The sequence below is a fragment of the Staphylococcus sp. HMSC062H10 genome, assembly GCF_001836945.1.
GTDB lineage: Bacteria > Bacillota > Bacilli > Staphylococcales > Staphylococcaceae > Staphylococcus > Staphylococcus aureus.
Genome location: NZ_KV830969.1, coordinates 17,914 through 42,694 on the forward strand (window position 1 = coordinate 17,914; position 24,781 = coordinate 42,694).

Consider the following 24,781-nt stretch of genomic DNA (forward strand, 5'->3'; position numbering starts at 1 on the left):
CGAAAAAGAAAATTTTAATATTAACTAGTATTATATTAATCATATTAATTAATGTTGCTGGTATCCATTTTAAAATGAAATATGATGAAAAAGAAAAACAAAAAGCAATATACTATAAAGAACAACAAGAGCGCATTACACTTTATCTCAAGCATAATACCAAAGAGCCAAACACAATCAAAACTGTACATTTCACTAACTTTGAAACAAGTCCTATGGGTAGTGCTGTGATTGAAGGCTACATCAATGAAAACAAAAAAGCTGATTTTACTGCTTATGCTACACCAGAACATAATTATCAATTTGGTGGTGCTATGATAGAAAGTCAAAAATTAAGCGAGTTACTAAAGCCAGCACAGGAATTAAAATCGCCTGATGATATAAAAAAAGAGCTAAACAAAAAGAAGAGTCACTAAAAGTTGGAGGTGGTTAAATGTCCAAAAAACATGTTTTTGTAATTATTGGTGTTGTTTTATGCGTATGTATAGTCGCTACGGTCATACATTTTAAAATGAAATATGACGAAAAAGAAAAACAAAAATCAATTTATTATAAAGAACAACAAGAGCGTATTACACTCTATCTCAAGCATAACACTAAAGAACCGAACACGATGAAATCTGTACATTTCACAAGTTTGAAGACAGGACCTATGGGCGATGCCGTAATTGAAGGTTACATCAATGAAAACAAAAAAGATGATTTTGTTGCATATGGGTCTCCAGAACATAATTATCAATTTGGTGGAGATATGATAGAAAGTGAAAAATTAAGTGAATTACTAAAACCAGCAAATCAATTAAAATCACCTGACGAAATCAAAGAAGAATTAGATAAAAAAGAAGGCCACTAGGGTCTTCTTTATTTTTGATTTAATCTTCCAATAATCTATGTCATTGCTATCGAAGGTGTTTCGCAATTAATATCAATCACTTCATCATCACTAATACTTCCCCAGTTTTTTACAGTACATTAACACAAGTGAACCCCATTAATGTAAATGAAATAATAGTTTGGCCATTATAAAAACATTATATACTGAATAACAATGGCGATGACGTGATTTATTGACATTATCAAATTTTCTCAAATGTGTGTGATTTTTTATAAAAAAGGGTAGAGCAAGGTATAATATCCTTTCAATCTGTTTTCATATTTTATATATTTTTTAAATATAAGCGCTAAATGTTTTAACTAAAGCACAGATTGACAAGATGTTATACAGAATTTTAAATTCTATCCAATATTGTTCGAAGTGTAGTATCACTGGATTGGTATTAAACAATGTAAAGGAGAGATTGCAAATGCCGTATAATTACAAGAAACAAAATGGAGAGTTAATGTCTGTAATGAGCCAAGGTGAAAAGTTTATTCATCAATCACCCGTTAATGATGAACTTAGTGCATTGATTAAGTTATTAATTTCAAAAATTAACGGTTGTCATTATTGTGTTGATATCCATAAAAAAGAATTAAAGGAATTGGGTGTAACACAAATGAAAATTGATGAAGTATTGAGTTTTAGACATTTAGATTTATTTACTGATCAAGAAAAAGTGACGCTTGAATTTGCAGAAATGTTAAATTCAATCAAAGACTTTAAGAAGTTTGAAATTATTGACCGGCTAAAATCATTTTATGATGAAGAACAAATTATTGATCTTGTCTTTGTTGTAAACCAAATTAACGGTTGGAACAGACTAAATATTATTAGTGATAGACTATAATTGTTCATATAAATGCAGAGTTTCATCTCGAACGCTATATCATAACAAATCATGCCACTATACAGGTCAAATCTTGTATAGTGGCATTTTAATTTATCCCTTTAAAAACTGCTATTTAACGAATATCGGTCCACCTGGTCCAACAGGGATACCTAATAAGAACCAAATAATGACAAATACTGTCCACACAATACTTAGCGCAATTGAATACGGCATTAAACTAGAAAGTAAAGCACCTAACTTCATGCGTTTATCGTATTTTTGTGCATAAGTTAATAATAAAGGTAAATACGGCATCATCGGTGTAATTGGATTGGTAATCGAGTCGCCTACACGGTAAATGACTTGTGTAAATGCGGGATGAAATCCTACAATAATGAGCATTGGAACGAAAATGGGTGCTAAAATTCCCCATTTAGCAGATGCACTACCAATTAATAAATTTACTAATGCACTTAGAATAATAATTCCTAAAATTAGTACAATCCCATTTTGATGTTCTAACAATTTAGCGCCTTTAACAGCAGCAATAATGCCTAAATTACTCCATTTTAAAAACGCGAGTAGCTGTGCTGCAAAGAAAACGATAACGATAAATGTACCCATTGATCCTACAGCTTCTCCAAACATTTTCCCTAAGTCTTTTGTATTTTTAATTTCTTTGCTTAAAATCCCATAAACTAATCCAGGTACTAAAAATACAACAAGAATAATTAATCCGACACCGTTAATTAATGGCGCATCGTCTAGTAAGCTACCTGTTTTAGCATTTCTTAAAAAGCTATGTTCAGGAATGGCTGTAATAATTAATAAAATAATTGTGACTATGAAACTGATATTTGCCCATTTTAAAGCATGTGCTTCTTTGTCAGTAATATGTGAAGACGTTTCTTCATGATCATCATGCATTAAACGATCATCATATTGACCTAACCTAGGAATAATCAGTTTAGTTGTAACTAGCAATATCGTAGGAAGTAATACAACGACACTCGCTGCGATAAAGTACCAGTTCATAGCAACGTTTGTTTTAATAGACTCTGAAACGATACGTGTTGCTGGATCTGTAAATGAATAGACTAAAGCATCTTGCATACCAACAACTATATTTGCTGCAAATCCTCCAACAGCGGAAGCATATGCCATCGTTAACCCAGCAATAGGGTGATAGCCAATTTTAATAAAAAGCATTGCTGCAAGCGGTGGCAAGATAATTGTCGCAGCATCACCAGCTGTACTTCCTAAAATGCCAATTAAAATAATAGTCGGTAAAATTAAGAAACGTGGTGCGCGATTCACAACAGAAATCATTAACTTGTCGAAGTATCCTGTTTTCTCTGCGACACCAATGCCAATCATAACAGCAAGTACTAAACCTAATGCAGGAAATTCTGAGAAATTTTTTATGGCATCATTCATAATCATCGCAGAACCATCATGGCTTAAAATATTTTTAACATGGATAGTTTGATGTGTACCTGGATGCTTAACGGATACATTAAATAGTGAGACAAGCCATGTCAAAATTGCTAGACCTACACACATTAAAAAGAATAATACACTTGGATCTGGTAATTTATTTCCAATTTTTTCAACACTATTTAAGAAACTATTGACGATAGAGCCTTTTTGTCTTTCTTTAGATGTCATCAATTATTCATCCCCCTTTGTTAAATATTTAAAGTGTAACAAAAAATACTCTCAAAAGTAACAATTTTCAGAAAATAAAAAACTAATATTGTTAAATATTTTGAGTTATTCAATAGAAATTGTATAGCAGAGAGTAGCTATGACTGCCTGGAGACTTATCTATTAGGTTTATGAAGCATCGAACAGTGGAAAATAAGGACTGTAAGTTTAAGATATGTTGTATAGGAGTGACTGAATGAAACGTTTGGAAAATAAAGTTGCAGTTGTAACAGGGGCAAGTACAGGTATCGGTCAAGCTTCAGCAATCGCTTTAGCTCAAGAAGGTGCATATGTATTGGCGGTAGACATAGCTGAAGCGGTATCGGAGACTGTAGATAAGATTAAAAGTAATGGTGACAATGCGAAGGCGTATAATGTGGATATTTCAGATGAACAACAAGTGGTAGACTTTGTATCTGACATAAAGGAACAGTTTGGAAGAATCGATGTGTTGTTTAATAATGCGGGCGTTGACAATGCTGCAGGTAGAATTCATGAATACCCGTTAGATGTGTATGACAAGATTATGAATGTAGATATGCGTGGAACATTTTTGATGACGAAAATGATGTTACCTTTAATGATGACTCAAGGTGGCTCTATTGTTAACACGTCTTCATTTTCCGGACAAGCAGCAGACTTGTATCGCTCTGGATATAATGCTGCGAAAGGTGCAGTGATAAATTTTACAAAATCAATCGCAATTGAGTATGGCCGTGATGGCATTCGAGCCAATGCAATTGCACCAGGTACAATTGAAACCCCGTTAGTAGATAAACTGACAGGTACTAGCGAAGATGAGGAAGGCAAAGCGTTTAGAGAAAATCAGAAATGGATGACACCGCTGGGACGTTTAGGTAAACCAGAAGAAGTAGGCAAGCTCGTTGTCTTTTTAGCATCTGATGAGAGTTCATTTATTACTGGTGAAACAATTCGCATTGATGGCGGTGTTATGGCTTACACATGGCCTGGCGAGATGTTGAGTGATGATTCGTGGAAGCGGACATTGGAATAATTGTTTTAAAATCGATATCCAGAGGAAAATAATTTGGCATGAAGTAGGCAATGTATGCATATTGTCGCAATGACAGACATATGAAATAGGGGGATTTAACATGAATATTAGACATATAAGAAATGCCACGGCCGTGATTGAGTATGGAGGTAAACGCATTTTGATTGATCCAATGTTAAGTGACAAAGGCGCATTTGAACCATTTCCAAATTCACCGAGACAAGAAGAAAACAATCCACTTGTAGAACTACCTATGGCAATTGAAGACATTGTAAATGACATCGATTTAGTGATTTTAACGCATTTGCATATTGATCATTTTGATCCGAAAGCAATTGAAGTATTGCCGAAAGATATTAAAATTTACGCACAAAATGAAGAAGATGCTAGTGAAGTAGAGAGTTATGGGTTTACAAACGTTTCTGTATTTAATGATGTGACACACATTGGAGAAATTGAGTTGGTTAAAACAGATGCTCAACATGGTCATGGTGAAATTTTGAAAATGACAGGACATGTTCACGGTATGATTTTAAAACATTCTGAAGAGCCGACATTATACTTAGCAGCAGATACAGTTTGGTTTGAAGGGGTTGAAAAAGCATTAAAAACATATCAACCAGATGTTGTTGTTCTTAATGGTGGTGCAAATCAATTCTTTGAAGGTGGTCCATTAGTTATGGATGAACATGATGTGTTAAAAGTTGCTCATACATTGCCGCTTGCTCAAATAGTTGTTGTGCATATGGAAGCGGTCAATCATTGGCATTTATCTCGTAAAGAGCTGAATGAATTTATAAATTCTAACGACTTAGGTAATAGAGTTGTTGTACCAAATGACGGGGAATTATTAACCTTTGAAAAATAAATGTTTGTTTATTTGATGAAGTGTATTGCTTAAAGCTAGTTTTAACGTATTTTACGTTGAAGCTGGCTTTTTTGTTTGATAAAAATTTTCAAAAAGACTTGAATGTGCTGAGAATGCGATGTTTATGGAGGGATTCAAAAAATATAAATGAGCATTCATTTACAACCTTTATTGACAATGATTCTCAACTAATATAGTATATAATCAAATCGTAATAGTTACGATTTGTTTTCTGCAACTTTTTTGAAGTTTTAGTTGAGGTGAAAACAGTAAAAGCATCTAAGTGAATGAAGTTAACGGACAACTGCATTCGCTTGTAGAGCCACAAGAAGCAACTTTAAATAAGGTTTACGGTTGCATGTTGATGCAACAACCGATTACTAAGTCATGCTTTCCACTTTGCGGATTAGCATGACTTACCTAATAGATGGGAAACTATTAGGTTCATCTTCTAAAAAATCACTTAAGGTAAAAGAGCTAGAGGAATACAGTTGATTGCTTCGCAACAACTGCATAAGAGCCTCTAGTAATTAAAATTACAGAGGCTCTAAAAAATACATCTAAAGGAGTGTCGTATGAATCGGCAGGTTATAGAATTTTCTAAGTATAATCCTTCGGGGAATATGACGATACTTGTTCATTCAAAACATGATGCTAGTGAATATGCATCTATCGCCAATCAGTTGATGGCCGCAACACATGTATGTTGTGAACAGGTAGGCTTTATAGAATCAACACAAAATGATGATGGCAATGATTTTCACTTGGTTATGAGCGGTAATGAATTTTGCGGTAATGCAACGATGTCATATATACATCATTTGCAGGAAAGTCATTTGCTTAAAGACCAACAGTTTAAGGTGAAGGTATCTGGCTGTTCGGATTTAGTGCAATGCGCAATTCATGATTGCCAATACTATGAAGTTCAAATGCCACAAGCCCATCGTGTTGTGCCAACAACAATTAATATGGGTAATCATTCATGGAAAGCAATAGAAATTATTTATGAAACATATGTACATTATGTGATTCCAGTTAATCAAGTAACAACAGAAATTCAACATTTGGTTGAAACATATGTGCGTGAGCAACAATGGAATCACAAATATAAAACAGTAGGTATGATGCTTTTTGATGAACAACGTCAATTTTTACAGCCATTAATCTATATACCAGAAATCCAAAGTTTAATTTGGGAAAATAGCTGTGGTTCTGGTACAGCATCAATTGGGGTTTTTAATAATTATCAACGTAATGACGCATGCAAAGATTTTACAGTACATCAGCCAGGGGGCAGTATTTTAGTGACATCAAAGCGATGTCACCAATTGGGATATCAAACTTCAATTAAAGGACAGGTTACAACTGTAGCAACAGGAAAAGCATATATAGAATAAGGAGCCTACAATGAATAACTTTAATAATGAAATCAAATTGATATTACAACAATATTTAGAAAAGTTTGAAGCGCATTACGAGCGTGTATTACAAGACGATCAATATATCGAAGCATTAGAAACATTGATGGATGACTATAGTGAATTTATTTTAAATCCTATTTATGAACAACAATTTAATGCTTGGCGTGACGTTGAAGAAAAAGCACAATTAATAAAATCACTGCAATATATTACAGCGCAGTGTGTTAAACAAGTGGAAGTCATTAGAGCTAGACGTCTATTAGACGGACAGGCGTCTACCACAGGTTACTTTGACAATATAGAACATTGTATTGATGAAGAGTTTGGACAATGTAGTATAGCTAGCAATGACAAATTATTGTTAGTTGGTTCAGGTGCATATCCAATGACGTTAATTCAAGTAGCAAAAGAAACAGGTGCTTCAGTTATCGGTATTGATATTGATCCACAAGCCGTTGACCTAGGACGCAGAATCGTTAACGTCTTAGCACCAAATGAAGATATAACAATTACGGATCAAAAGGTATCTGAACTTAAAGATATCAAAGATGTGACGCATATCATATTCAGCTCGACAATTCCTTTAAAGTACAGCATTTTAGAAGAATTATATGATTTAACAAATGAAAATGTCGTAGTTGCAATGCGCTTTGGTGATGGCATCAAAGCAATATTTAATTATCCGTCACAAGAAACAGCGGAAGGTAAGTGGCAATGTGTGAATAAACATATGAGACCACAGCAAATTTTTGATATAGCACTTTATAAAAAAGCAGCTATAAAGGTAGGTATTACGGATGTCTAAATTATTAATGATAGGCACTGGTCCGGTCGCAATCCAATTAGCGAATATTTGCTATTTAAAATCAGATTATGAGATTGATATGGTTGGACGTGCCTCAACATCAGAAAAATCAAAACGCTTATATAGAGCGTATAAAAAAGAAAAGCGATTTGAAGTTAAAGTACAAAACGAGGCGCATAGACACCTAGAAGGTAAATTTGATATTAATCGCTTATATAAAGATGTAATAAATGTAAAAGGTGAATACGACACGATTGTAATGGCATGCACAGCAGATGCATACTATGACACTTTACAACAATTATCATTAGAAACATTGCAGAGTGTGAAACATGTCATTCTAATATCACCGACATTTGGTTCGCAAATGATTGTCGAACAATTTATGTCTAAATTTAATAAAGATATCGAGGTTATTTCATTTTCAACGTATCTTGGCGATACACGTATTCTCGATAAAGAAGTGCCAAACCACGTTTTGACAACAGGTGTAAAAAAGAAATTGTACATGGGATCGACACATTTAAACTCAACAATGTGTCAACGAATCTCTGCTTTAGCTGAGCAATTGAAGATTCAATTAGAAGTCGTTGAATCGCCACTGCATGCTGAAACGCGAAACAGTTCGCTTTATGTGCACCCACCACTATTTATGAATGACTTTTCATTGAAAGCCATTTTCGAAGGAACGGATGTACCGGTTTATGTGTATAAGTTATTTCCTGAAGGACCGATAACGATGACACTAATCCGTGAAATGCGTTTAATGTGGAAGGAAATGATGGCTATTTTACAAGCATTTAGAGTGCCGTCAGTCAACCTGCTTCAGTTTATGGTGAAGGAAAATTATCCAGTACGTCCTGAAACTTTGGATGAAGGTGATATTGAGCATTTCGAAATCTTGCCAGATATCTTACAAGAATATCTACTTTATGTAAGATATACCGCAATCCTCATTGATCCATTTTCACAGCCAGACGAAAACGGACATTACTTTGATTTTTCAGCTGTACCATTTAAGCAAGTCTATAAAAATGAACAGGATGTTGTTCAAATTCCAAGAATGCCGAGTGAGGATTATTACAGAACGGCGATGATTCAGCATATTGGGAAAATGCTAGGTATCAAAACGCCAATGATTGATCAGTTCCTAACTCGCTATGAAGCAAGTTGCCAGGCGTACAATGAGACACATGAAGATCAACAACTATCTTCTCAATTTAATACAAATCTATTTGAAGAAGATAAGGCACTCGTCACAAAATTTTTGGAAATCAATAGAACGCTTTCATAATAAGGGTTTGAAGTTTTATAATAGAAAAAAATTATTGAATTATGTTTGACATTTACATAAAAATAAGCAAATAATTGAGAAAAATAATCATTACGATTTGATTAAGTAATGCAACTTATCAATTTAGAAAGAGGAAAAGCAAATGAGAAAACTAACTAAAATGAGTGCAATGTTACTTGCATCAGGGCTAATTTTAACTGGTTGTGGTGGTAATAAAGGCTTAGAAGAAAAGAAAGAGAATAAGCAATTAACGTATACGACGGTTAAAGATATCGGGGATATGAACCCGCATGTTTACGGTGGATCGATGTCTGCTGAAAGTATGATATACGAGCCGCTTGTACGTAACACGAAAGATGGGATTAAGCCTTTACTAGCTAAAAAATGGGAAGTGTCTGAAGATGGGAAGACATACACGTTCCATTTGAGAGATGACGTTAAATTCCATGATGGTACGCCATTTGATGCTGACGCAGTTAAGAAAAATATTGACGCAGTTCAAGAAAACAAAAAATTGCATTCTTGGTTAAAGATTTCAACATTAATTGACAATGTTAAAGTTAAAGATAAGTACACGGTTGAATTGAATTTGAAAGAAGCATATCAACCAGCATTGGCTGAGTTAGCGATGCCTCGTCCATATGTATTTGTGTCTCCAAAAGACTTTAAAAACGGCACAACAAAAGATGGCGTTAAAAAGTTCGATGGTACTGGTCCATTTAAATTAGGTGAACACAAAAAAGATGAGTCTGCAGACTTTAACAAAAATGATCAATACTGGGGCGAAAAGTCTAAACTTAACAAAGTACAAGCAAAAGTAATGCCTGCTGGTGAAACAGCATTCCTATCAATGAAAAAAGGTGAAACGAACTTTGCCTTCACAGATGATAGAGGTACAGATAGCTTAGACAAAGACTCTTTAAAACAATTGAAAGATACAGGTGACTATCAAGTTAAGCGTAGTCAACCTATGAATACGAAAATGTTAGTTGTCAATTCTGGTAAAAAAGATAACGCTGTCAGTGACAAAACAGTCAGACAAGCGATTGGTCATATGGTAAACAGAGATAAAATTGCCAAAGAAATTTTAGATGGTCAAGAAAAACCAGCAACTCAATTATTTGCGAAAAATGTAACAGACATTAATTTCGATATGCCAACACGTAAGTATGACCTTAAAAAAGCAGAATCATTATTAGATGAAGCTGGTTGGAAGAAAGGTAAAGACAGCGATGTTCGTCAAAAAGATGGTAAAAACCTTGAAATGGCAATGTACTATGACAAAGGTTCTTCAAGTCAAAAAGAACAAGCAGAATACTTACAAGCAGAATTTAAGAAAATGGGTATTAAGTTAAACATCAATGGCGAAACATCAGATAAAATTGCTGAACGTCGTACTTCTGGTGATTATGACTTAATGTTCAACCAAACTTGGGGATTATTGTACGATCCACAAAGTACGATTGCAGCATTTAAAGCGAAAAATGGTTATGAAAGTGCAACATCAGGCATTGAGAACAAAGATAAAATATACAACAGCATTGATGACGCATTTAAAATCCAAAACGGTAAAGAGCGTTCAGACGCTTATAAAAACATTTTGAAACAAATTGATGATGAAGGTATCTTTATCCCTATTTCACACGGTAGTATGACAGTTGTTGCGCCGAAAGATTTAGAAAAAGTATCATTCACACAATCACAGTATGAATTACCATTCAATGAAATGCAGTATAAATAAAGGAGCGTTTAGATGTTCAAATTTATCTTAAAACGTATTGCGCTCATGTTTCCATTGATGATTGTAGTAAGTTTTATGACATTTCTATTGACGTATATTACAAATGAAAATCCAGCTGTGACAATTTTACATGCACAAGGAACGCCAAATGTAACACCAGAGTTGATTGCAGAAACGAATGAGAAGTACGGTTTCAACGATCCATTATTAATTCAATATAAAAATTGGTTACTTGAAGCGATGCAATTTAATTTTGGTACAAGCTACATTACAGGTGATCCTGTTGCTGAACGCATTGGTCCAGCATTTATGAATACATTGAAATTAACAATAATTTCAAGTGTTATGGTGATGATTACATCAATTATTTTAGGTGTAGTTAGTGCATTAAAAAGAGGAAAGTTCACTGATCGTGCGATACGTTCAGTGGCTTTCTTTCTAACTGCATTACCATCATATTGGATAGCTTCAATACTTATTATTTACGTTTCAGTGAAGTTAAACATATTGCCGACTTCTGGATTAACAGGTCCAGAAAGTTACATATTGCCAGTGATCGTTATTACGATTGCCTATGCTGGTATTTACTTTAGAAATGTTAGACGCTCGATGGTGGAACAATTAAATGAAGATTATGTACTTTATTTAAGAGCAAGCGGTGTGAAATCTATCACATTAATGTTGCATGTGTTGCGTAATGCTTTACAAGTTGCGGTATCAATCTTTTGTATGTCTATACCAATGATAATGGGTGGACTAGTTGTTATCGAGTATATCTTTGCATGGCCTGGACTAGGTCAATTAAGTTTAAAAGCAATACTTGAACATGATTTTCCAGTCATTCAAGCATATGTATTAATTGTAGCTGTATTATTTATTGTATTTAATACATTAGCAGATATCATTAATGCGCTATTAAATCCAAGATTAAGGGAGGGCGCACGATGATAATTTTAAAACGTTTATTACAAGATAAGGGTGCAGTGATTGCTTTAGGCATTATTGTATTATATGTCTTTTTAGGATTAGCAGCACCACTTGTGACATTTTATGATCCTAACCATATCGATACAGCAAACAAATTTGCTGGCATGAGTTTTCAACATCTACTAGGTACGGACCATTTAGGTAGAGATATTTTAACTAGGTTAATTTATGCGATTAGACCAAGTTTGTTATATGTCTTTGTTGCGCTATTTGTTTCTGTACTTATTGGATCTATTTTAGGATTCTTATCAGGATATTTCCAAGGGTTTGTTGACGCCTTAATCATGCGTGCGTGTGATGTTATGTTGGCATTCCCAAGTTATGTTGTAACGTTAGCATTGATTGCATTGTTTGGTATGGGTGCCGAAAATATTATCATGGCATTTATTTTGACGCGTTGGGCATGGTTCTGTCGTGTTATACGTACAAGTGTTATGCAGTACACTGCTTCTGACCATGTAAGATTTGCTAAAACAATCGGTATGAATGATATGAAAATTATTCACAAACATATTATGCCGTTAACATTAGCAGATATTGCTATCATCTCTAGTAGTTCGATGTGTTCAATGATCTTGCAAATATCTGGCTTTTCATTTTTAGGATTAGGTGTCAAAGCGCCTACTGCAGAGTGGGGCATGATGCTTAACGAAGCTAGAAAAGTGATGTTTACACATCCTGAAATGATGTTTGCGCCAGGTATTGCCATAGTGATTATAGTGATGGCATTTAACTTCTTATCCGATGCTTTACAAATTGCCATTGATCCCCGCATCTCTTCTAAAGATAAACTTCGTTCTGTGAAAAAAGGAGTGGTGCAATCATGACATTGTTAACAGTTAAGCATTTGACGATTACAGATACCTGGACAGATCAAGCACTCGTGAGTGATGTGAATTTTACATTAACTAAGGGTGAAACTTTAGGCGTTATTGGAGAAAGTGGTAGCGGTAAATCAATTACATGCAAATCGATTGTAGGTTTAAATCCAGAACGATTACGCGTAACAGGTGATATAACCTTTGATGGTAAGCCAATGTTGTCGTTATCGGAAGCACAATTGAAAAAATACCGTGGTAAAGATATCGCGATGGTCATGCAACAAGGTAGTCGTGCCTTTGACCCATCAACTACTGTCGGTAAACAAATGTTTGAGACCATGAAAGTACATACGTCAATGTCTACACAAGAAATTGAAAAGACATTAATTGAATATATGGATTATTTAAGTTTGAAAGATCCTAAACGTATATTAAAATCATACCCTTACATGTTATCAGGAGGGATGTTACAACGATTAATGATTGCTTTAGCTTTAGCTTTAAAACCTAAGTTAATCATTGCTGATGAGCCGACAACGGCTTTAGATACAATTACACAATATGATGTACTGGAAGCATTTATAGATATTAAAAAACACTTTGACTGTGCGATGATTTTCATTTCACATGATTTAACGGTTATTAACAAGATTGCAGACCGTGTTGTTGTGATGAAAAATGGTCAACTGATTGAGCATGGTACGCGTGAATCAGTCTTGCATCATCCAGAACATGTTTATACGAAGTATTTATTATCCACTAAGAAGAAGATTAATGATCATTTTAAACATGTGATGAGGGGTGATGTACATGATTAAAATTAAAGATGTTGAAAAGTCATATCAAAGCGCACATGTTTTTAAGCGTCGTCGAACACCTATCGTGAAAGGTGTGTCATTTGAGTGTCCAATCGGTGCGACGATTGCGATTATCGGAGAAAGTGGTAGCGGTAAATCGACGTTGAGTCGTATGATATTAGGTATTGAGAAACCAGATAAAGGTTGTGTAACCTTAAATGATCAACCGATGCATAAGAAGAAAGTGAGACGTCATCAAATTGGTGCGGTATTTCAAGATTATACGTCATCATTACACCCATTTCAGACTGTTAGAGAAATCTTATTTGAAGTGATGTGTCAATGTGATGGACAACCTAAAGATGTTATGGAAGTCCAAGCAATTACATTGTTGGAAGAAGTTGGTCTATCTAAGGCATACATGGATAAATATCCTAATATGTTATCAGGTGGAGAGGCACAGCGTGTTGCGATTGCGCGTGCAATATGTATTAACCCTAAATATATTTTGTTTGATGAAGCTATTAGTTCACTCGACATGTCAATTCAAACACAAATATTAGATTTATTGATTCATTTACGTGAAACGCGTCAGTTGAGTTATATTTTTATCACACATGATATTCAAGCTGCCACGTATTTATGTGATCAATTAATTATTTTTAAAAACGGAAAAATAGAAGAACAAATTCCGACAAGCGCATTGCATAAAAGTGACAATGCTTATACAAGAGAATTAATAGAAAAACAACTATCATTCTAAGGAGTGAGATAATGAAAGGTGCAATGGCTTGGCCCTTTTTGAGATTATATATATTAACATTGATGTTCTTTAGTGCCAATGCAATCTTAAACGTGTTTATACCTTTACGAGGGCATGATTTAGGCGCAACGAATACGGTTATCGGTATCGTTATGGGGGCATACATGTTAACAGCAATGGTATTTCGACCATGGGCAGGACAAATTATTGCTCGTGTCGGTCCCATTAAAGTATTAAGAATTATTTTGATTATCAATGCCATAGCTTTAATTATTTATGGTTTTACTGGCTTAGAAGGTTATTTCGTAGCACGTGTTATGCAAGGTGTGTGTACGGCATTCTTTTCTATGTCTTTACAGTTAGGTATTATTGATGCATTACCAGAGGAACATCGTTCTGAAGGTGTATCATTGTACTCGCTATTTTCAACGATTCCAAACTTAATCGGACCATTAGTTGCCGTAGGTATTTGGAATGCAAATAATATTTCACTATTTGCAATTGTCATTATCTTTATCGCATTAACAACAACATTCTTTGGCTATCGCGTGACCTTTGCTGAACAGGAACCCGATACGTCAGATAAGATTGAAAAAATGCCGTTTAACGCTGTAACTGTTTTTGCGCAATTTTTCAAAAATAAAGAGTTGTTGAACAGTGGTATTATCATGATTGTTGCATCGATTGTATTTGGTGCAGTTAGTACATTTGTACCGTTATACACAGTGAGTTTAGGATTCGCGAATGCAGGTATCTTTTTAACTATACAAGCAATCGCAGTTGTTGCAGCAAGATTTTACTTAAGGAAATACATTCCGTCAGATGGTATGTGGCATCCTAAATATATGGTATCTGTACTATCATTATTAGTGATCGCGTCATTTGTAGTGGCATTTGGTCCGCAAGTAGGTGCAATTATTTTCTATGGTAGTGCAATATTAATAGGAATGACACAAGCGATGGTGTATCCAACATTAACATCATACTTAAGTTTCGTCTTACCAAAAGTAGGTCGTAATATGTTGTTAGGTTTATTTATTGCCTGTGCAGACTTAGGTATATCGTTAGGTGGCGCATTGATGGGACCTATTTCCGATTTAGTAGGATTTAAATGGATGTATCTAATTTGTGGTATGTTAGTCATTGTAATAATGATTATGAGTTTATTGAAAAAACCAACACCACGCCCAGCAAATAGTCTTTAATGAAGTGAATTAAAGCATATTAAGTTAATGAATATTTAAATTTTAAAAGGTATATTGAGCATGGCGATTCATGTGCTTCATGCTAGGACATGAAACATTCTATATGGCTCGTTTTTAGAACGACAGTATATCTAAATAAAGCACGCTTAAAAGTGAGTTGTGATACTGACTTTTAAGTGTGCTTTTTGATGTGTATGGATAATGGATAATACTCTGAAAAAATTTTACATGAAAATATGCAAAACGAGTATAACTGCTAATTGATAGAAATAGCTCACCATAAAATTACGGTTTGATTTTAAATATAAGTAAGTCGCACTACTAGCTAGTATCAATGCTGGAATGAATTCCCACCATGTATTAATGTATGGATAATAGTACAGTGTTTCAAGGATAACGGATAATACTATTGTAATCTTTAAAGGTATTAATCTGCTTAATTCTTGAATTAAAATATGACGGAAAATAAGTTGACAAATCAAAGTATTTAATATAATGGTTAACGAAAATATAGCTATTAAACTGATGGAACCATAGTCTCTAATGAGCGGGTAAATGTCAAAGACAGTAAAGGAATCTACATTTAGTGCGAAAATATCGAAATGATTTAAAAGTAAAAAGAGTACGATACTTAATGTAAATGATATAAGAATATGCCATTTATATTTAGCACTGGCAACGATTTGCGTACGTATCATCGGAATAAACGCATCTTCATGCATCCGACGAAAAATAGCTAGTGAAATAATAACTGCGAGTAAATAGCTAATGTTCATTGAAATAGGAAAAGAGAAACCCCATGGGGCTTGTTGAGTGAATACAGCTACTAACCCAAAAGTTAAAAAGACGATAATGATTGGCAAGATGTTAACCAAAAATATATAAAGGAAAATAAATCCAATATCACGTTTGAAAAAACGCGATTGTTCGGTAGCGTATTCTTCTTCTATGTAATGTTTATTTGTATTTGACATAGTATACCTCTTAATTAGTTGTATTATATAGATACTTTAGCACATATTACTTTGTATTGTATGTTTTATACATTAAAATTTAAAATGAAAATCATATCAAAAAATTGTTTTATAAAATGAAGCGCTTCCATTGTGTTTTATTTTGTAAGGTGTATCATAAATATTGAATTGAAATTTTGGGGGAGGGATTGTAATGACGTTTCTTACAGTCATGCAATTTATAGTTAACATTATCGTTGTAGGATTCATGCTTACGGTTATTGTTATCGGGCTTATTTGGTTAATTAAAGATAAAAGACAATCACAACATAGTGTATTAAGGAATTATCCTTTATTAGCACGTATTAGATATATTTCAGAAAAAATGGGACCGGAATTACGTCAGTATTTATTTTCTGGGGATAATGAAGGGAAACCTTTTTCACGTAATGATTATAAAAATATCGTTTTGGCTGGAAAATATAACTCTCGTATGACCAGCTTCGGTACTACTAAAGATTATCAAGACGGCTTTTACATACAGAACACAATGTTTCCGATGCAACGTAATGAGATTTCAGTAGATAATACAACATTGTTATCAACATTCATTTATAAAATCGCGAATGAGCGTTTATTTAGTCGTGAAGAATATCGTGTACCGACAAAGATTGATCCGTATTACTTAAGTGATGATCATGCAATAAAATTAGGTGAACATTTAAAACATCCATTTATTTTAAAACGTATCGTAGGACAATCTGGTATGAGTTATGGCGCTTTAGGAAAAAATGCCATTACAGCTTTATCTAAAGGTCTAGCTAAAGCGGGCACTTGGATGAATACAGGTGAAGGTGGCTTATCAGAATATCATTTAAAAGGTAATGGGGATATCATTTTCCAAATTGGTCCCGGTTTATTTGGTGTTCGTGATAAAGAAGGTAATTTTAGTGAAGGTTTATTTAAAGAGGTTGCACAGTTATCTAACGTACGCGCATTTGAGCTGAAGTTGGCACAAGGTGCTAAGACTCGTGGTGGTCATATGGAAGCTGAAAAGGTAAACGAAGAAATTGCTAAAATCCGAAATGTTGAACCTTATAAAACAATCAATTCACCTAACCGTTACGAATTTATTCATAATGCTGAAGATTTGATTCGTTTCGTCGATCAGTTGCAGCAATTAGGTCAAAAACCAGTAGGATTCAAAATTGTAGTAAGCAAAGTTTCAGAAATTGAAACACTTGTACGTACGATGGTGGAACTAGATAAGTATCCAAGCTTTATTACGATTGATGGTGGTGAAGGTGGTACTGGTGCAACATTCCAAGAATTACAAGATGGTGTTGGCTTACCGCTATTTACAGCTCTACCTATTGTGTCTGGCATGTTAGAAAAATATGGTATTCGAGATAAAGTGAAATTGGCGGCATCTGGTAAGTTAGTAACACCAGATAAAATTGCGATTGCACTAGGTTTAGGTGCAGATTTTGTTAATATTGCACGTGGGATGATGATTAGTGTCGGTTGTATTATGAGTCAACAATGTCATATGAATACATGTCCTGTAGGTGTTGCAACGACAGATGCGAAAAAAGAAAAAGCATTGATTGTTGGAGAAAAGCAATATCGTGTTACAAACTATGTAACAAGTTTGCATGAAGGCTTATTCAATATTGCAGCAGCTGTTGGCGTATCAAGCCCTACAGAAATTACTGCTGATCATATTGTATATCGAAAAGTCGATGGTGAATTGCAAACGATACATGATTATAAATTAAAACTCATTAGTTAACTTATTTATTTCGGGAAAATGAAAGCAGCGGATTTTAGCGTTACTGCAAATAATTTTATATTAGTAGTGGATGCTGGTCACACAAGAATTTCAAATATTAAAGCCCTCAGAATATGAATTAAGGTTTGTAACCATAGTCTTATCTGAGGGCATTTTTATGTTATAAACTATTTGTCGTCCATTTTATCTTTTTCTTTTAAACCTCTGTGCTTTAATTGCTTTTCAAGTTTTTCAAAACTAATATCTTTATTTTCTTTAGTTGAAACACCAAGACGTTTATTTAATTTTTTCATGTCAACTTCTGTGTAATCTATGTCTAAGTGTTCAATTGCTTTTTTATCTTTATAGTCTACTTTGTATTTTACGCCTTTAAGGTCTTTGAAAATACTTTCAGATTTGGCGAATAACTTTTTGGCTTCGTCTTTATCCATACCTAGATCGTCATATTTAATTGTGTTGATTGTAGACTGTTTTAAAACTTTATCATCTTTATATGTGATAGAAGTTAGTACATGTTTACCACTAACATCACCTTCATATGTTTTGGTTTGTTCTTTACCACAAGCTGATAATGCAATGACACAAACTAATGCTACTACAATTAATGAACATAATTTTTTCAAAGTCAGTCGCCTTCTTTCGATATTTGTATTATAAAGAAATTATAACATTTACTAAAAAATGATGTTATTCAAAAATTTAAATTTTGTCATTTTTTTTGAAGATATGAGGTTTTTTAAGTGTATTTCTCACAAAATTTTAAAAATATTTTAGCATGAAAACGATAAAGCGGTAGGGAACGTTTTTCTGAAAGTTAGTGATACAATAGTTTTAAGTTGAAATACAGGAGGATGAATAACATGAATCAGTCAGTCAAATTACTTAAACATTTAACAGATGTAAACGGCATTGCTGGTTATGAAATGCAAGTTAAAGAAGCAATGCGTAACTATATAGAGCCTGTCAGTGATCAGATTATTGAAGATAATTTGGGTGGCATTTTTGGAAAGAAAAATGCTGAGAATGGTCAATACTCAATTATGATTTCTGGTCATATGGATGAAGTTGGTTTTATGGTAACAAAGATTGATAAACATGGTTTTATTTCATTTACGCCAGTTGGTGGATGGTGGAATCAAGTCATGCTATCTCAAAAAGTAACGATTACAACAGATTCGGGTAAAGAAATTAGAGGTATCATCGGTTCTAAACCACCGCATGTCTTAACGCCTGAAGAACGTAAAAAGCCAATGGAAATCAAAAATATGTTTATAGATATTGGTGTTAGTAGCAAGGAAGAAGCTGAAGAAGCTGGCGTTGAAGTAGGCAATATGGTTACGCCATATAGTGAATTTGAAGTGCTTACAAATGATAAATATTTAACTGCGAAAGCATTTGATAATCGCTATGGCTGTGCATTAGCTGTTGAGGTATTAAAACGTTTAAAAGATGAAAATATTGGCATTAACTTATACAGTGGTGCCACAGTGCAAGAAGAAGTTGGGTTACGTGGTGCGAAAGTGGCAGCGAATAAGATTAAACCAGATTTGGCGATAGCCGTCGATGTGGGTATTGCTTATGATACACCAGGTATGTCAGGTCAAACGAGCGATAGTAAACTAGGCGGTGGTCCAGTTGTTATTATGATGGATGCTACAAGTATTGCGCACCAAGGTTTGCGCAAGCATATTAAAGATGTAGCTAAGAAACATAACATCGAAGTACAATGGGATACGACACCAGGTGGAGGTACAGATGCGGGAAGTATTCATGTCGCAAATGAAGGTATTCCAACGATGACAATCGGTGTTACGCTGCGATACATGCATTCTAATGTTTCAGTGCTCAATGTAGATGATTATGAAAATTCTGTCCGTCTTGTTACTGAAATTGTCCGTTCATTGAATGATGAAACTTATAAAAATATCATGTGGTAGTCAAATCCACAAATAATAAAGAAAGTCTTTAATATGATGTCATGCAAGAACTAAGTTAGATGCTTAGTTAGCATGAGATGTCATGTTAAAGGCTTTTTATTTTTAAAAAGATGAGACTAAGTCACTGCAGTGTACTTCAATTTTTACATAAATATTAAAAAAATTTTCCAGAATGAAATGGCACTAAATTTTTCAAAAATGGGAATACTATATTTGATATGTTTTATTAGAGCGATTTTAAGGGGTAATAAGCATTGACTAGGTCGACTTATAGGTAAGCACACTATTCAAGAAAAGGATTACCCTATTATATCAAAATAACTCATGATACGAGGAGGGGTAAATATGTTGTTAGAGATAAAAGATTTAGTGTATGAGGCAAGTGATAGAGTCATACTAAATCATATTAATTTAAAAGTAGATAAAGGTGAAACCATTGCAATTATTGGTCCTTCAGGTAGTGGTAAAAGTACATTTCAAAAATTAATATGTAATTTAATTAGCCCAACCAGTGGAACGCTTTACTTTAAAGGTAAACCATATGATGATTACGAACCAGAAATACTACGTCGACACATTAGCTATTTAATGCAACAAAGCGATTTGTTTGGTGAAACGATTGAAGACAATATGATTTTTCCGTCTCTTGCGCGTAATGATAAATTTGATAAAAAACGTGCTAAGCAATTAATTAAAGATGTAGGATTAGGACACTATCAATTAAGTTCTAAAATAGAACATATGTCAGGTGGCGAGCGTCAAAGGATCGCGATTGCACGCCAATTAATGTATACCCCAGACATCCTTCTATTAGATGAATCAACAAGTGCGTTAGATATTAATAATAAAGAAAAAATAGAAAATATCATTTTTAAATTAGCAGATCAAGGCGTGGCCATTATGTGGATTACCCACAGCGATGACCAAAGTATGCGACACTTTCAAAAGCGTATAACCATTGTTGATGGTCAAATTTCTAATACAGAGGAGTTGAACCAACATGAGTAATACGGCATTAGGACTGACGGCATTGCTATTAGTTATTCCAATTATTATTTCTTATAAAGAAGGCCTACATATTATTAAAGATTTGATTGTGGCGACAGTACGTGCGGTCGTACAATTAATCATTTTAGGATTCTTACTGCACTATATTTTTAAAATTAATGACAAATGGCTATTAGTATTATGTGTATTTGTCATTATTGTAAACGCATCATGGAATACGATTAGTCGATCATCACCTGTCATGCACCATGTCTTTTTGATTTCCTTTGTGGCTATCTTTGTTGGAACGGCATTACCGCTTGCAGGTACTATTGCGACAGGGGCCATTCAATTTACAGCCAATGAAGTTATACCTATCGGCGGCATGCTTGCAAATAATGGCTTGATTGCAATTAATTTAGCTTACCAAAATTTAGATCGTGCATTCGTACAAGATGGTACTAATATTGAATCTAAATTATCACTTGCAGCTACACCTAAATTGGCTTCTAAAGGTGCAATACGTGAAAGTATTCGTTTAGCTATAGTGCCAACAATTGATTCAGTTAAAACATATGGGCTTGTGTCGATTCCTGGTATGATGACAGGCTTAATTATTGGTGGCGTACCACCTTTACAAGCGATTAAATTTCAATTGTTAGTCGTGTTTATTCATACAACTGCGACCATTATGTCTGCTTTGATTGCGACATATTTAAGCTATGGTCAATTTTTCAATGCAAGACATCAATTAGTAGCACGAAATACGGATGTTAAGAGTGAGTCATGATAGATTTTACCGCATCAGATTTAGGCATTAGTTTTAATTGGAAATGAAGTGATGCACATATAGTAATGTTATTATTTAGTGCAGCGAAAATATTCATAAAGGCACGCATACTTTGTAGTCAGTTATCTGTACTGACATATAAAGCGTGCGTGCTTTTTTGGAGCCATTATTGAAACTGAAGTAATTATACATAATTATTAAATGACATACTTGTGTTAATTTTTCAAATACTGAAAAACAATTTCAATAATTTTCCAATTAAGGACAGAAAATTAAAGCAAAATATTATATAATAGAACGGTTATAAATAAATTTGTGTTGTACACATTTTTTAATAAATCGCTATTCTAAGGGAAATGAATATCGGAAATTTTGTTTGAAAGGAGTTTTAAAATGTCAATCATGCGTTTATTTACTTTCATTTTAAGTATTTTCATAGTAGGAATGGTTGAAATGATGGTTGCAGGAATTATGAACTTGATGAGTCAGGACTTACATGTATCAGAAGCTGTCGTTGGTCAATTAGTGACAATGTACGCTTTAACATTTGCGATATGTGGACCTATTCTGGTTAAATTAACGAACCGTTTTTCATCAAGACCTGTATTATTATGGACATTACTTATATTTATCATTGGTAATGGCATTATTGCTGTAGCGCCAAATTTTTCAATATTAGTAGTTGGTAGAATTATCTCATCTGCAGCAGCAGCACTAATTATCGTAAAAGTATTAGCTATTACAGCGATGTTATCAGCACCTGAAAATCGTGGCAAAATGATTGGACTTGTCTATACAGGGTTTAGTGGTGCCAATGTTTTTGGTGTACCAATTGGAACGGTTATCGGCGATTTAGTAGGTTGGCGCTATACATTTCTATTCTTAATTATTGTGAGTGTTATTGTTGGCTTCTTGATGATGATCTATTTACCGAAGGATCAGGAAATACAACGAGGCCCTGTGAATCATGAGGCACCATCTCATGAAAATCATGTTACTTCGAAAATATTAAGACCTGCTGAAGTAGCAAAATATTTAATTATTACGTTTTTAGTATTGATTGCAAACTCAGTGACATTCGTCTTTATAAATCCACTTATTTTATCTAATGGTCATGATATGTCATTCGTTTCATTAGCACTTCTAGTAAATGGAATCGCTGGCGTTATTGGAACATCATTAGGTGGTATATTCTCCGATAAAATTACAAGTAAGCGTTGGTTAATGATTTCTGTTTCTATTTTTATCGTCATGATGTTACTTATGAATTTAATCTTACCTGGTTCAGGTCTATTGTTAGCAGGACTGTTTATATGGAATATCATGCAATGGAGTACTAATCCAGCAGTACAAAGCGGTGTGATTCAACACGTTGAAGGCGACACAAGCCAAGTAATGAGTTGGAACATGTCTAGTTTAAACGCTGGTATTGGTGTTGGAGGCATTATTGGAGGCTTGGTCATGACACATGTTTCTGTTCAAGCTATCACGTATACGAGTGCCATCATTGGCACATTAGGATTAATCGTTGTTTTCACATTGAAAAATAATCATTATGCTAAAACATTCAAATCATCATAATTCTCATATGAAAAGCACGCCTGCTATCAAATTCAGGTGTGCTTTTTTAGATGCGATAACGTTATTGATATGTGCGATAATAGCGACGTTCATTATGATACATCGGCCAAGGCATTTTACCGCTTTTAGCAAAATTAGCTAAATCATTTTGCATTTGTCGACTTAAAAATTTAAGGTGAGTAGTTGTTGGATATTGATGTGCTGCTAATATTTGTAAGTTTCCGAACCAAAATACCATATCTAGAATATGGTAAGCACTGCGATAGTGTGTGCTAGAAGTATCATGCCATGCAAATTCAGCAAGCCATAGTTGTGCGTTTGAATCTTGTATATTGAGTTGTTGTAAAAATTGCTTCATCGGCTGTTTGAAATAACAATGTGTAATCGCTAAAGATTGTTGCTTCGCCGTCTGAACATCTTCGTATTTTAAAGGAATATCATTTAATTCCATAATGTCGATAAAGCGTTGCGGCGATAATTTTTTCTGTTCACTAGTAATATAAATATCGCCTTCATCTTTTGTATAACATGCAAAAATTGGTTTCATTGTTGGATAATTATTTTGTATATAATCTGTTTTAATAGGTGCATATATTAAATCAAGCCCTTTAGAAGGTCCTCGAGATTGTTTTAGCTTCGCCATCAGCATAAGAATATCATCTGTCGATAATGACGTAACATCATCTGTATCTAAATAATCGCGCATCATTTTTTGGAAATGTTGTGCTTTATTGCGTGCACTCTCAAGGGTGTCTAATCGTAGTGCGCCACTTAGCAGAATGACTTTATGGAAGTATGGCTCAATGTCAGGTATTTTAAGTAAAGTCAAAATGCTCATACTGCCTGCAGACTGACCCATTAAAGTAATGTTATTAGCGTCGCCACCGAAGGATTCAATAAATTGATGCACCCATTTTATGACATTGATTTGATCTGAAAGTCCATTATTGGAATGAAAATCTTTATTAAAATATGACCAGTCTAAATATCCTAATGCGCCTAAACGATAATTGCATGTAATAACGATAATGTCGTTATTTTGTACTAAATGTGCCGGTTGATAGAGTTCAGTTGTACCATGACCATTTTCAAAACTACCACCATAAAAATAAATGATGACAGGTTTCTTCGTCTGATCATTATGTTGTTTCCAAACATTTAAATATAAACAGTCTTCATGTTCAGTAAAAGTTGCAGATTGTGAGGAGAAAAAATCTTCTAATTTGTTGTCTGGTTGCGGTGGGATGGGTTGTATTTCAGTTGCATCAATTGGCTCTGACCATTGTGTTTTTAACGTAGAATGTTTAAAGCGATTGTCATGAACTGGTGGTTCTGCATAAGGAATGCCTAAGAAGATATCTAAACCATCTTGTGTAATACCATGAATTTGACCACCTGTAGTATTAATCTTCATATTTATTAACCTCCTTTATCATCCCCAATTTAATCATACCACGGTCTATATATGATAGGTGACAAGTATAACAAGACAATTTTGTGACTGAATCAGACGAGCTTGATATTCGTTTTAACTCAAACCATTTTCAGCATTATATGATGTTCTTCTACGGGAATGGGACAGAAATGATATTTTCGCAAAATTTATTT

24 protein-coding genes are annotated in these 24,781 nt (G+C 34.1%); 20 read left to right on the top strand and 4 right to left on the bottom strand.

What is annotated here, in order from left to right; translation table 11 throughout:
• The 3 genes from HMPREF2658_RS02470 to HMPREF2658_RS02480 all read left to right on the top strand — a co-directional run.
• A partial coding sequence (locus HMPREF2658_RS02470) for a DUF1433 domain-containing protein (protein ID WP_256337725.1) occupies positions 1 to 416 on the top strand: 416 nt, incomplete at its 5' end.
• Positions 417 to 433: 17 nt separating this feature from the next.
• Positions 434 to 853: a DUF1433 domain-containing protein gene (locus HMPREF2658_RS02475; protein ID WP_069724393.1), complete on the top strand. Its 420-nt coding sequence runs from the start codon at positions 434 to 436 to the stop codon at positions 851 to 853.
• Positions 854 to 1,304: 451 nt separating this feature from the next.
• Positions 1,305 to 1,727, top strand: a complete 423-nt coding sequence (locus HMPREF2658_RS02480; RefSeq protein ID WP_001146763.1) for a carboxymuconolactone decarboxylase family protein — start codon at positions 1,305 to 1,307, stop codon at positions 1,725 to 1,727.
• 111 nt (positions 1,728 to 1,838) lie between these two features.
• On the opposite strand, the gene HMPREF2658_RS02485 is transcribed toward HMPREF2658_RS02480, so the two are convergent.
• Entirely contained in the window at positions 1,839 to 3,377 is a 1,539-nt protein-coding gene (locus HMPREF2658_RS02485) for an AbgT family transporter (RefSeq protein WP_000200988.1), read from the bottom strand.
• Positions 3,378 to 3,612: 235 nt separating this feature from the next.
• Here HMPREF2658_RS02485 and HMPREF2658_RS02490 point away from each other — a divergent pair, with 235 nt between their 5' ends.
• The 12 genes from HMPREF2658_RS02490 to HMPREF2658_RS02540 all read left to right on the top strand — a co-directional run bounded on the left by HMPREF2658_RS02490 (position 3,613) and on the right by HMPREF2658_RS02540 (position 15,133).
• Complete coding sequence (locus tag HMPREF2658_RS02490; RefSeq protein ID WP_000824951.1) at positions 3,613 to 4,431, top strand: SDR family oxidoreductase; 819 nt, start codon at positions 3,613 to 3,615, stop codon at positions 4,429 to 4,431.
• Positions 4,432 to 4,531: 100 nt separating this feature from the next.
• Positions 4,532 to 5,299, top strand: a complete 768-nt coding sequence (locus HMPREF2658_RS02495; RefSeq protein ID WP_001026120.1) for an MBL fold metallo-hydrolase — start codon at positions 4,532 to 4,534, stop codon at positions 5,297 to 5,299.
• A gap of 283 nt (positions 5,300 to 5,582) precedes the next feature.
• Positions 5,583 to 5,714 (top strand): hypothetical protein, encoded by a 132-nt coding sequence (locus tag HMPREF2658_RS14825; protein ID WP_255262889.1) that lies wholly within the window; start codon positions 5,583 to 5,585, stop codon positions 5,712 to 5,714.
• A 160-nt stretch (positions 5,715 to 5,874) separates the two neighbouring features.
• Positions 5,875 to 6,696 carry a histidine racemase CntK gene (gene cntK, locus HMPREF2658_RS02500; protein ID WP_001081690.1) on the top strand — a complete coding sequence of 274 codons (822 nt, stop codon included), beginning with the start codon at positions 5,875 to 5,877 and terminating at the stop codon, positions 6,694 to 6,696.
• Positions 6,697 to 6,706: 10 nt separating this feature from the next.
• Positions 6,707 to 7,525 (top strand): D-histidine (S)-2-aminobutanoyltransferase CntL, encoded by an 819-nt coding sequence (gene cntL / locus HMPREF2658_RS02505; protein WP_001058844.1) that lies wholly within the window; start codon positions 6,707 to 6,709, stop codon positions 7,523 to 7,525.
• Positions 7,518 to 8,819: a staphylopine dehydrogenase CntM gene (cntM, locus tag HMPREF2658_RS02510; protein WP_000040604.1), complete on the top strand. Its 1,302-nt coding sequence runs from the start codon at positions 7,518 to 7,520 to the stop codon at positions 8,817 to 8,819. The genes cntL and cntM overlap by 8 nt, the downstream gene beginning before the upstream one ends.
• Positions 8,820 to 8,961: 142 nt before the next feature.
• Complete coding sequence (cntA, locus tag HMPREF2658_RS02515) at positions 8,962 to 10,560, top strand: staphylopine-dependent metal ABC transporter substrate-binding lipoprotein CntA (protein WP_001229091.1); 1,599 nt, start codon at positions 8,962 to 8,964, stop codon at positions 10,558 to 10,560.
• 12 nt (positions 10,561 to 10,572) lie between these two features.
• On the top strand, positions 10,573 to 11,508 hold the full coding sequence (gene opp1B / locus HMPREF2658_RS02520) for a nickel/cobalt ABC transporter permease (RefSeq protein ID WP_000472235.1): 936 nt from the start codon (positions 10,573 to 10,575) through the stop codon (positions 11,506 to 11,508).
• A complete protein-coding gene (opp1C, locus tag HMPREF2658_RS02525) occupies positions 11,505 to 12,374 on the top strand; it encodes a staphylopine uptake ABC transporter permease subunit CntC (protein WP_000584765.1) in 870 nt (289 codons plus the stop codon). Before opp1B ends, opp1C begins: the two co-directional genes overlap by 4 nt.
• Complete coding sequence (locus tag HMPREF2658_RS02530; protein ID WP_000173856.1) at positions 12,371 to 13,186, top strand: staphylopine uptake ABC transporter ATP-binding protein CntD; 816 nt, start codon at positions 12,371 to 12,373, stop codon at positions 13,184 to 13,186. The genes opp1C and HMPREF2658_RS02530 overlap by 4 nt, the downstream gene beginning before the upstream one ends.
• Positions 13,179 to 13,928, top strand: coding sequence for an ABC transporter ATP-binding protein (locus HMPREF2658_RS02535; RefSeq protein ID WP_000590515.1), 750 nt, complete (start codon positions 13,179 to 13,181; stop codon positions 13,926 to 13,928). Before HMPREF2658_RS02530 ends, HMPREF2658_RS02535 begins: the two co-directional genes overlap by 8 nt.
• An 11-nt stretch (positions 13,929 to 13,939) precedes the next feature.
• On the top strand, positions 13,940 to 15,133 hold the full coding sequence (locus HMPREF2658_RS02540) for a staphylopine family metallophore export MFS transporter CntE (RefSeq protein WP_000675402.1): 1,194 nt from the start codon (positions 13,940 to 13,942) through the stop codon (positions 15,131 to 15,133).
• A 224-nt stretch (positions 15,134 to 15,357) separates the two neighbouring features.
• Here HMPREF2658_RS02540 and lnsB read toward each other — a convergent pair whose 3' ends face one another.
• Positions 15,358 to 16,107 (bottom strand): CPBP family lipoprotein N-acylation protein LnsB, encoded by a 750-nt coding sequence (gene lnsB, locus HMPREF2658_RS02545; RefSeq protein ID WP_000072446.1) that lies wholly within the window; start codon positions 16,105 to 16,107, stop codon positions 15,358 to 15,360.
• Positions 16,108 to 16,300: 193 nt separating this feature from the next.
• On the opposite strand from lnsB, the gene HMPREF2658_RS02550 reads away from it, so the two are divergent.
• Positions 16,301 to 17,878, top strand: coding sequence for an FMN-binding glutamate synthase family protein (locus HMPREF2658_RS02550; protein ID WP_000143503.1), 1,578 nt, complete (start codon positions 16,301 to 16,303; stop codon positions 17,876 to 17,878).
• 167 nt (positions 17,879 to 18,045) lie between these two features.
• On the opposite strand, the gene HMPREF2658_RS02555 is transcribed toward HMPREF2658_RS02550, so the two are convergent.
• Positions 18,046 to 18,501 (bottom strand): YehR family lipoprotein, encoded by a 456-nt coding sequence (locus HMPREF2658_RS02555; RefSeq protein ID WP_000732090.1) that lies wholly within the window; start codon positions 18,499 to 18,501, stop codon positions 18,046 to 18,048.
• 237 nt (positions 18,502 to 18,738) lie between these two features.
• On the opposite strand from HMPREF2658_RS02555, the gene HMPREF2658_RS02560 reads away from it, so the two are divergent.
• From HMPREF2658_RS02560 to HMPREF2658_RS02575, 4 genes are all read left to right on the top strand, one after another.
• A complete protein-coding gene (locus HMPREF2658_RS02560; RefSeq protein WP_001076678.1) occupies positions 18,739 to 19,815 on the top strand; it encodes a M42 family metallopeptidase in 1,077 nt (358 codons plus the stop codon).
• A gap of 345 nt (positions 19,816 to 20,160) precedes the next feature.
• Positions 20,161 to 20,823, top strand: coding sequence for an ABC transporter ATP-binding protein (locus HMPREF2658_RS02565; RefSeq protein WP_000923514.1), 663 nt, complete (start codon positions 20,161 to 20,163; stop codon positions 20,821 to 20,823).
• Complete coding sequence (gene fetB / locus HMPREF2658_RS02570; protein WP_000072159.1) at positions 20,816 to 21,592, top strand: ABC transporter permease; 777 nt, start codon at positions 20,816 to 20,818, stop codon at positions 21,590 to 21,592. The genes HMPREF2658_RS02565 and fetB overlap by 8 nt, the downstream gene beginning before the upstream one ends.
• A 393-nt stretch (positions 21,593 to 21,985) precedes the next feature.
• The gene (locus HMPREF2658_RS02575) at positions 21,986 to 23,173 is read left to right on the top strand and encodes an MFS transporter (RefSeq protein ID WP_070854187.1); all 1,188 of its coding nucleotides are present in this window, start codon (positions 21,986 to 21,988) and stop codon (positions 23,171 to 23,173) included.
• 61 nt (positions 23,174 to 23,234) lie between these two features.
• On the opposite strand, the gene HMPREF2658_RS02580 is transcribed toward HMPREF2658_RS02575, so the two are convergent.
• Positions 23,235 to 24,587 (bottom strand): carboxylesterase family protein, encoded by a 1,353-nt coding sequence (locus HMPREF2658_RS02580; protein WP_054194514.1) that lies wholly within the window; start codon positions 24,585 to 24,587, stop codon positions 23,235 to 23,237.
• Positions 24,588 to 24,781 lie beyond the last annotated feature (194 nt).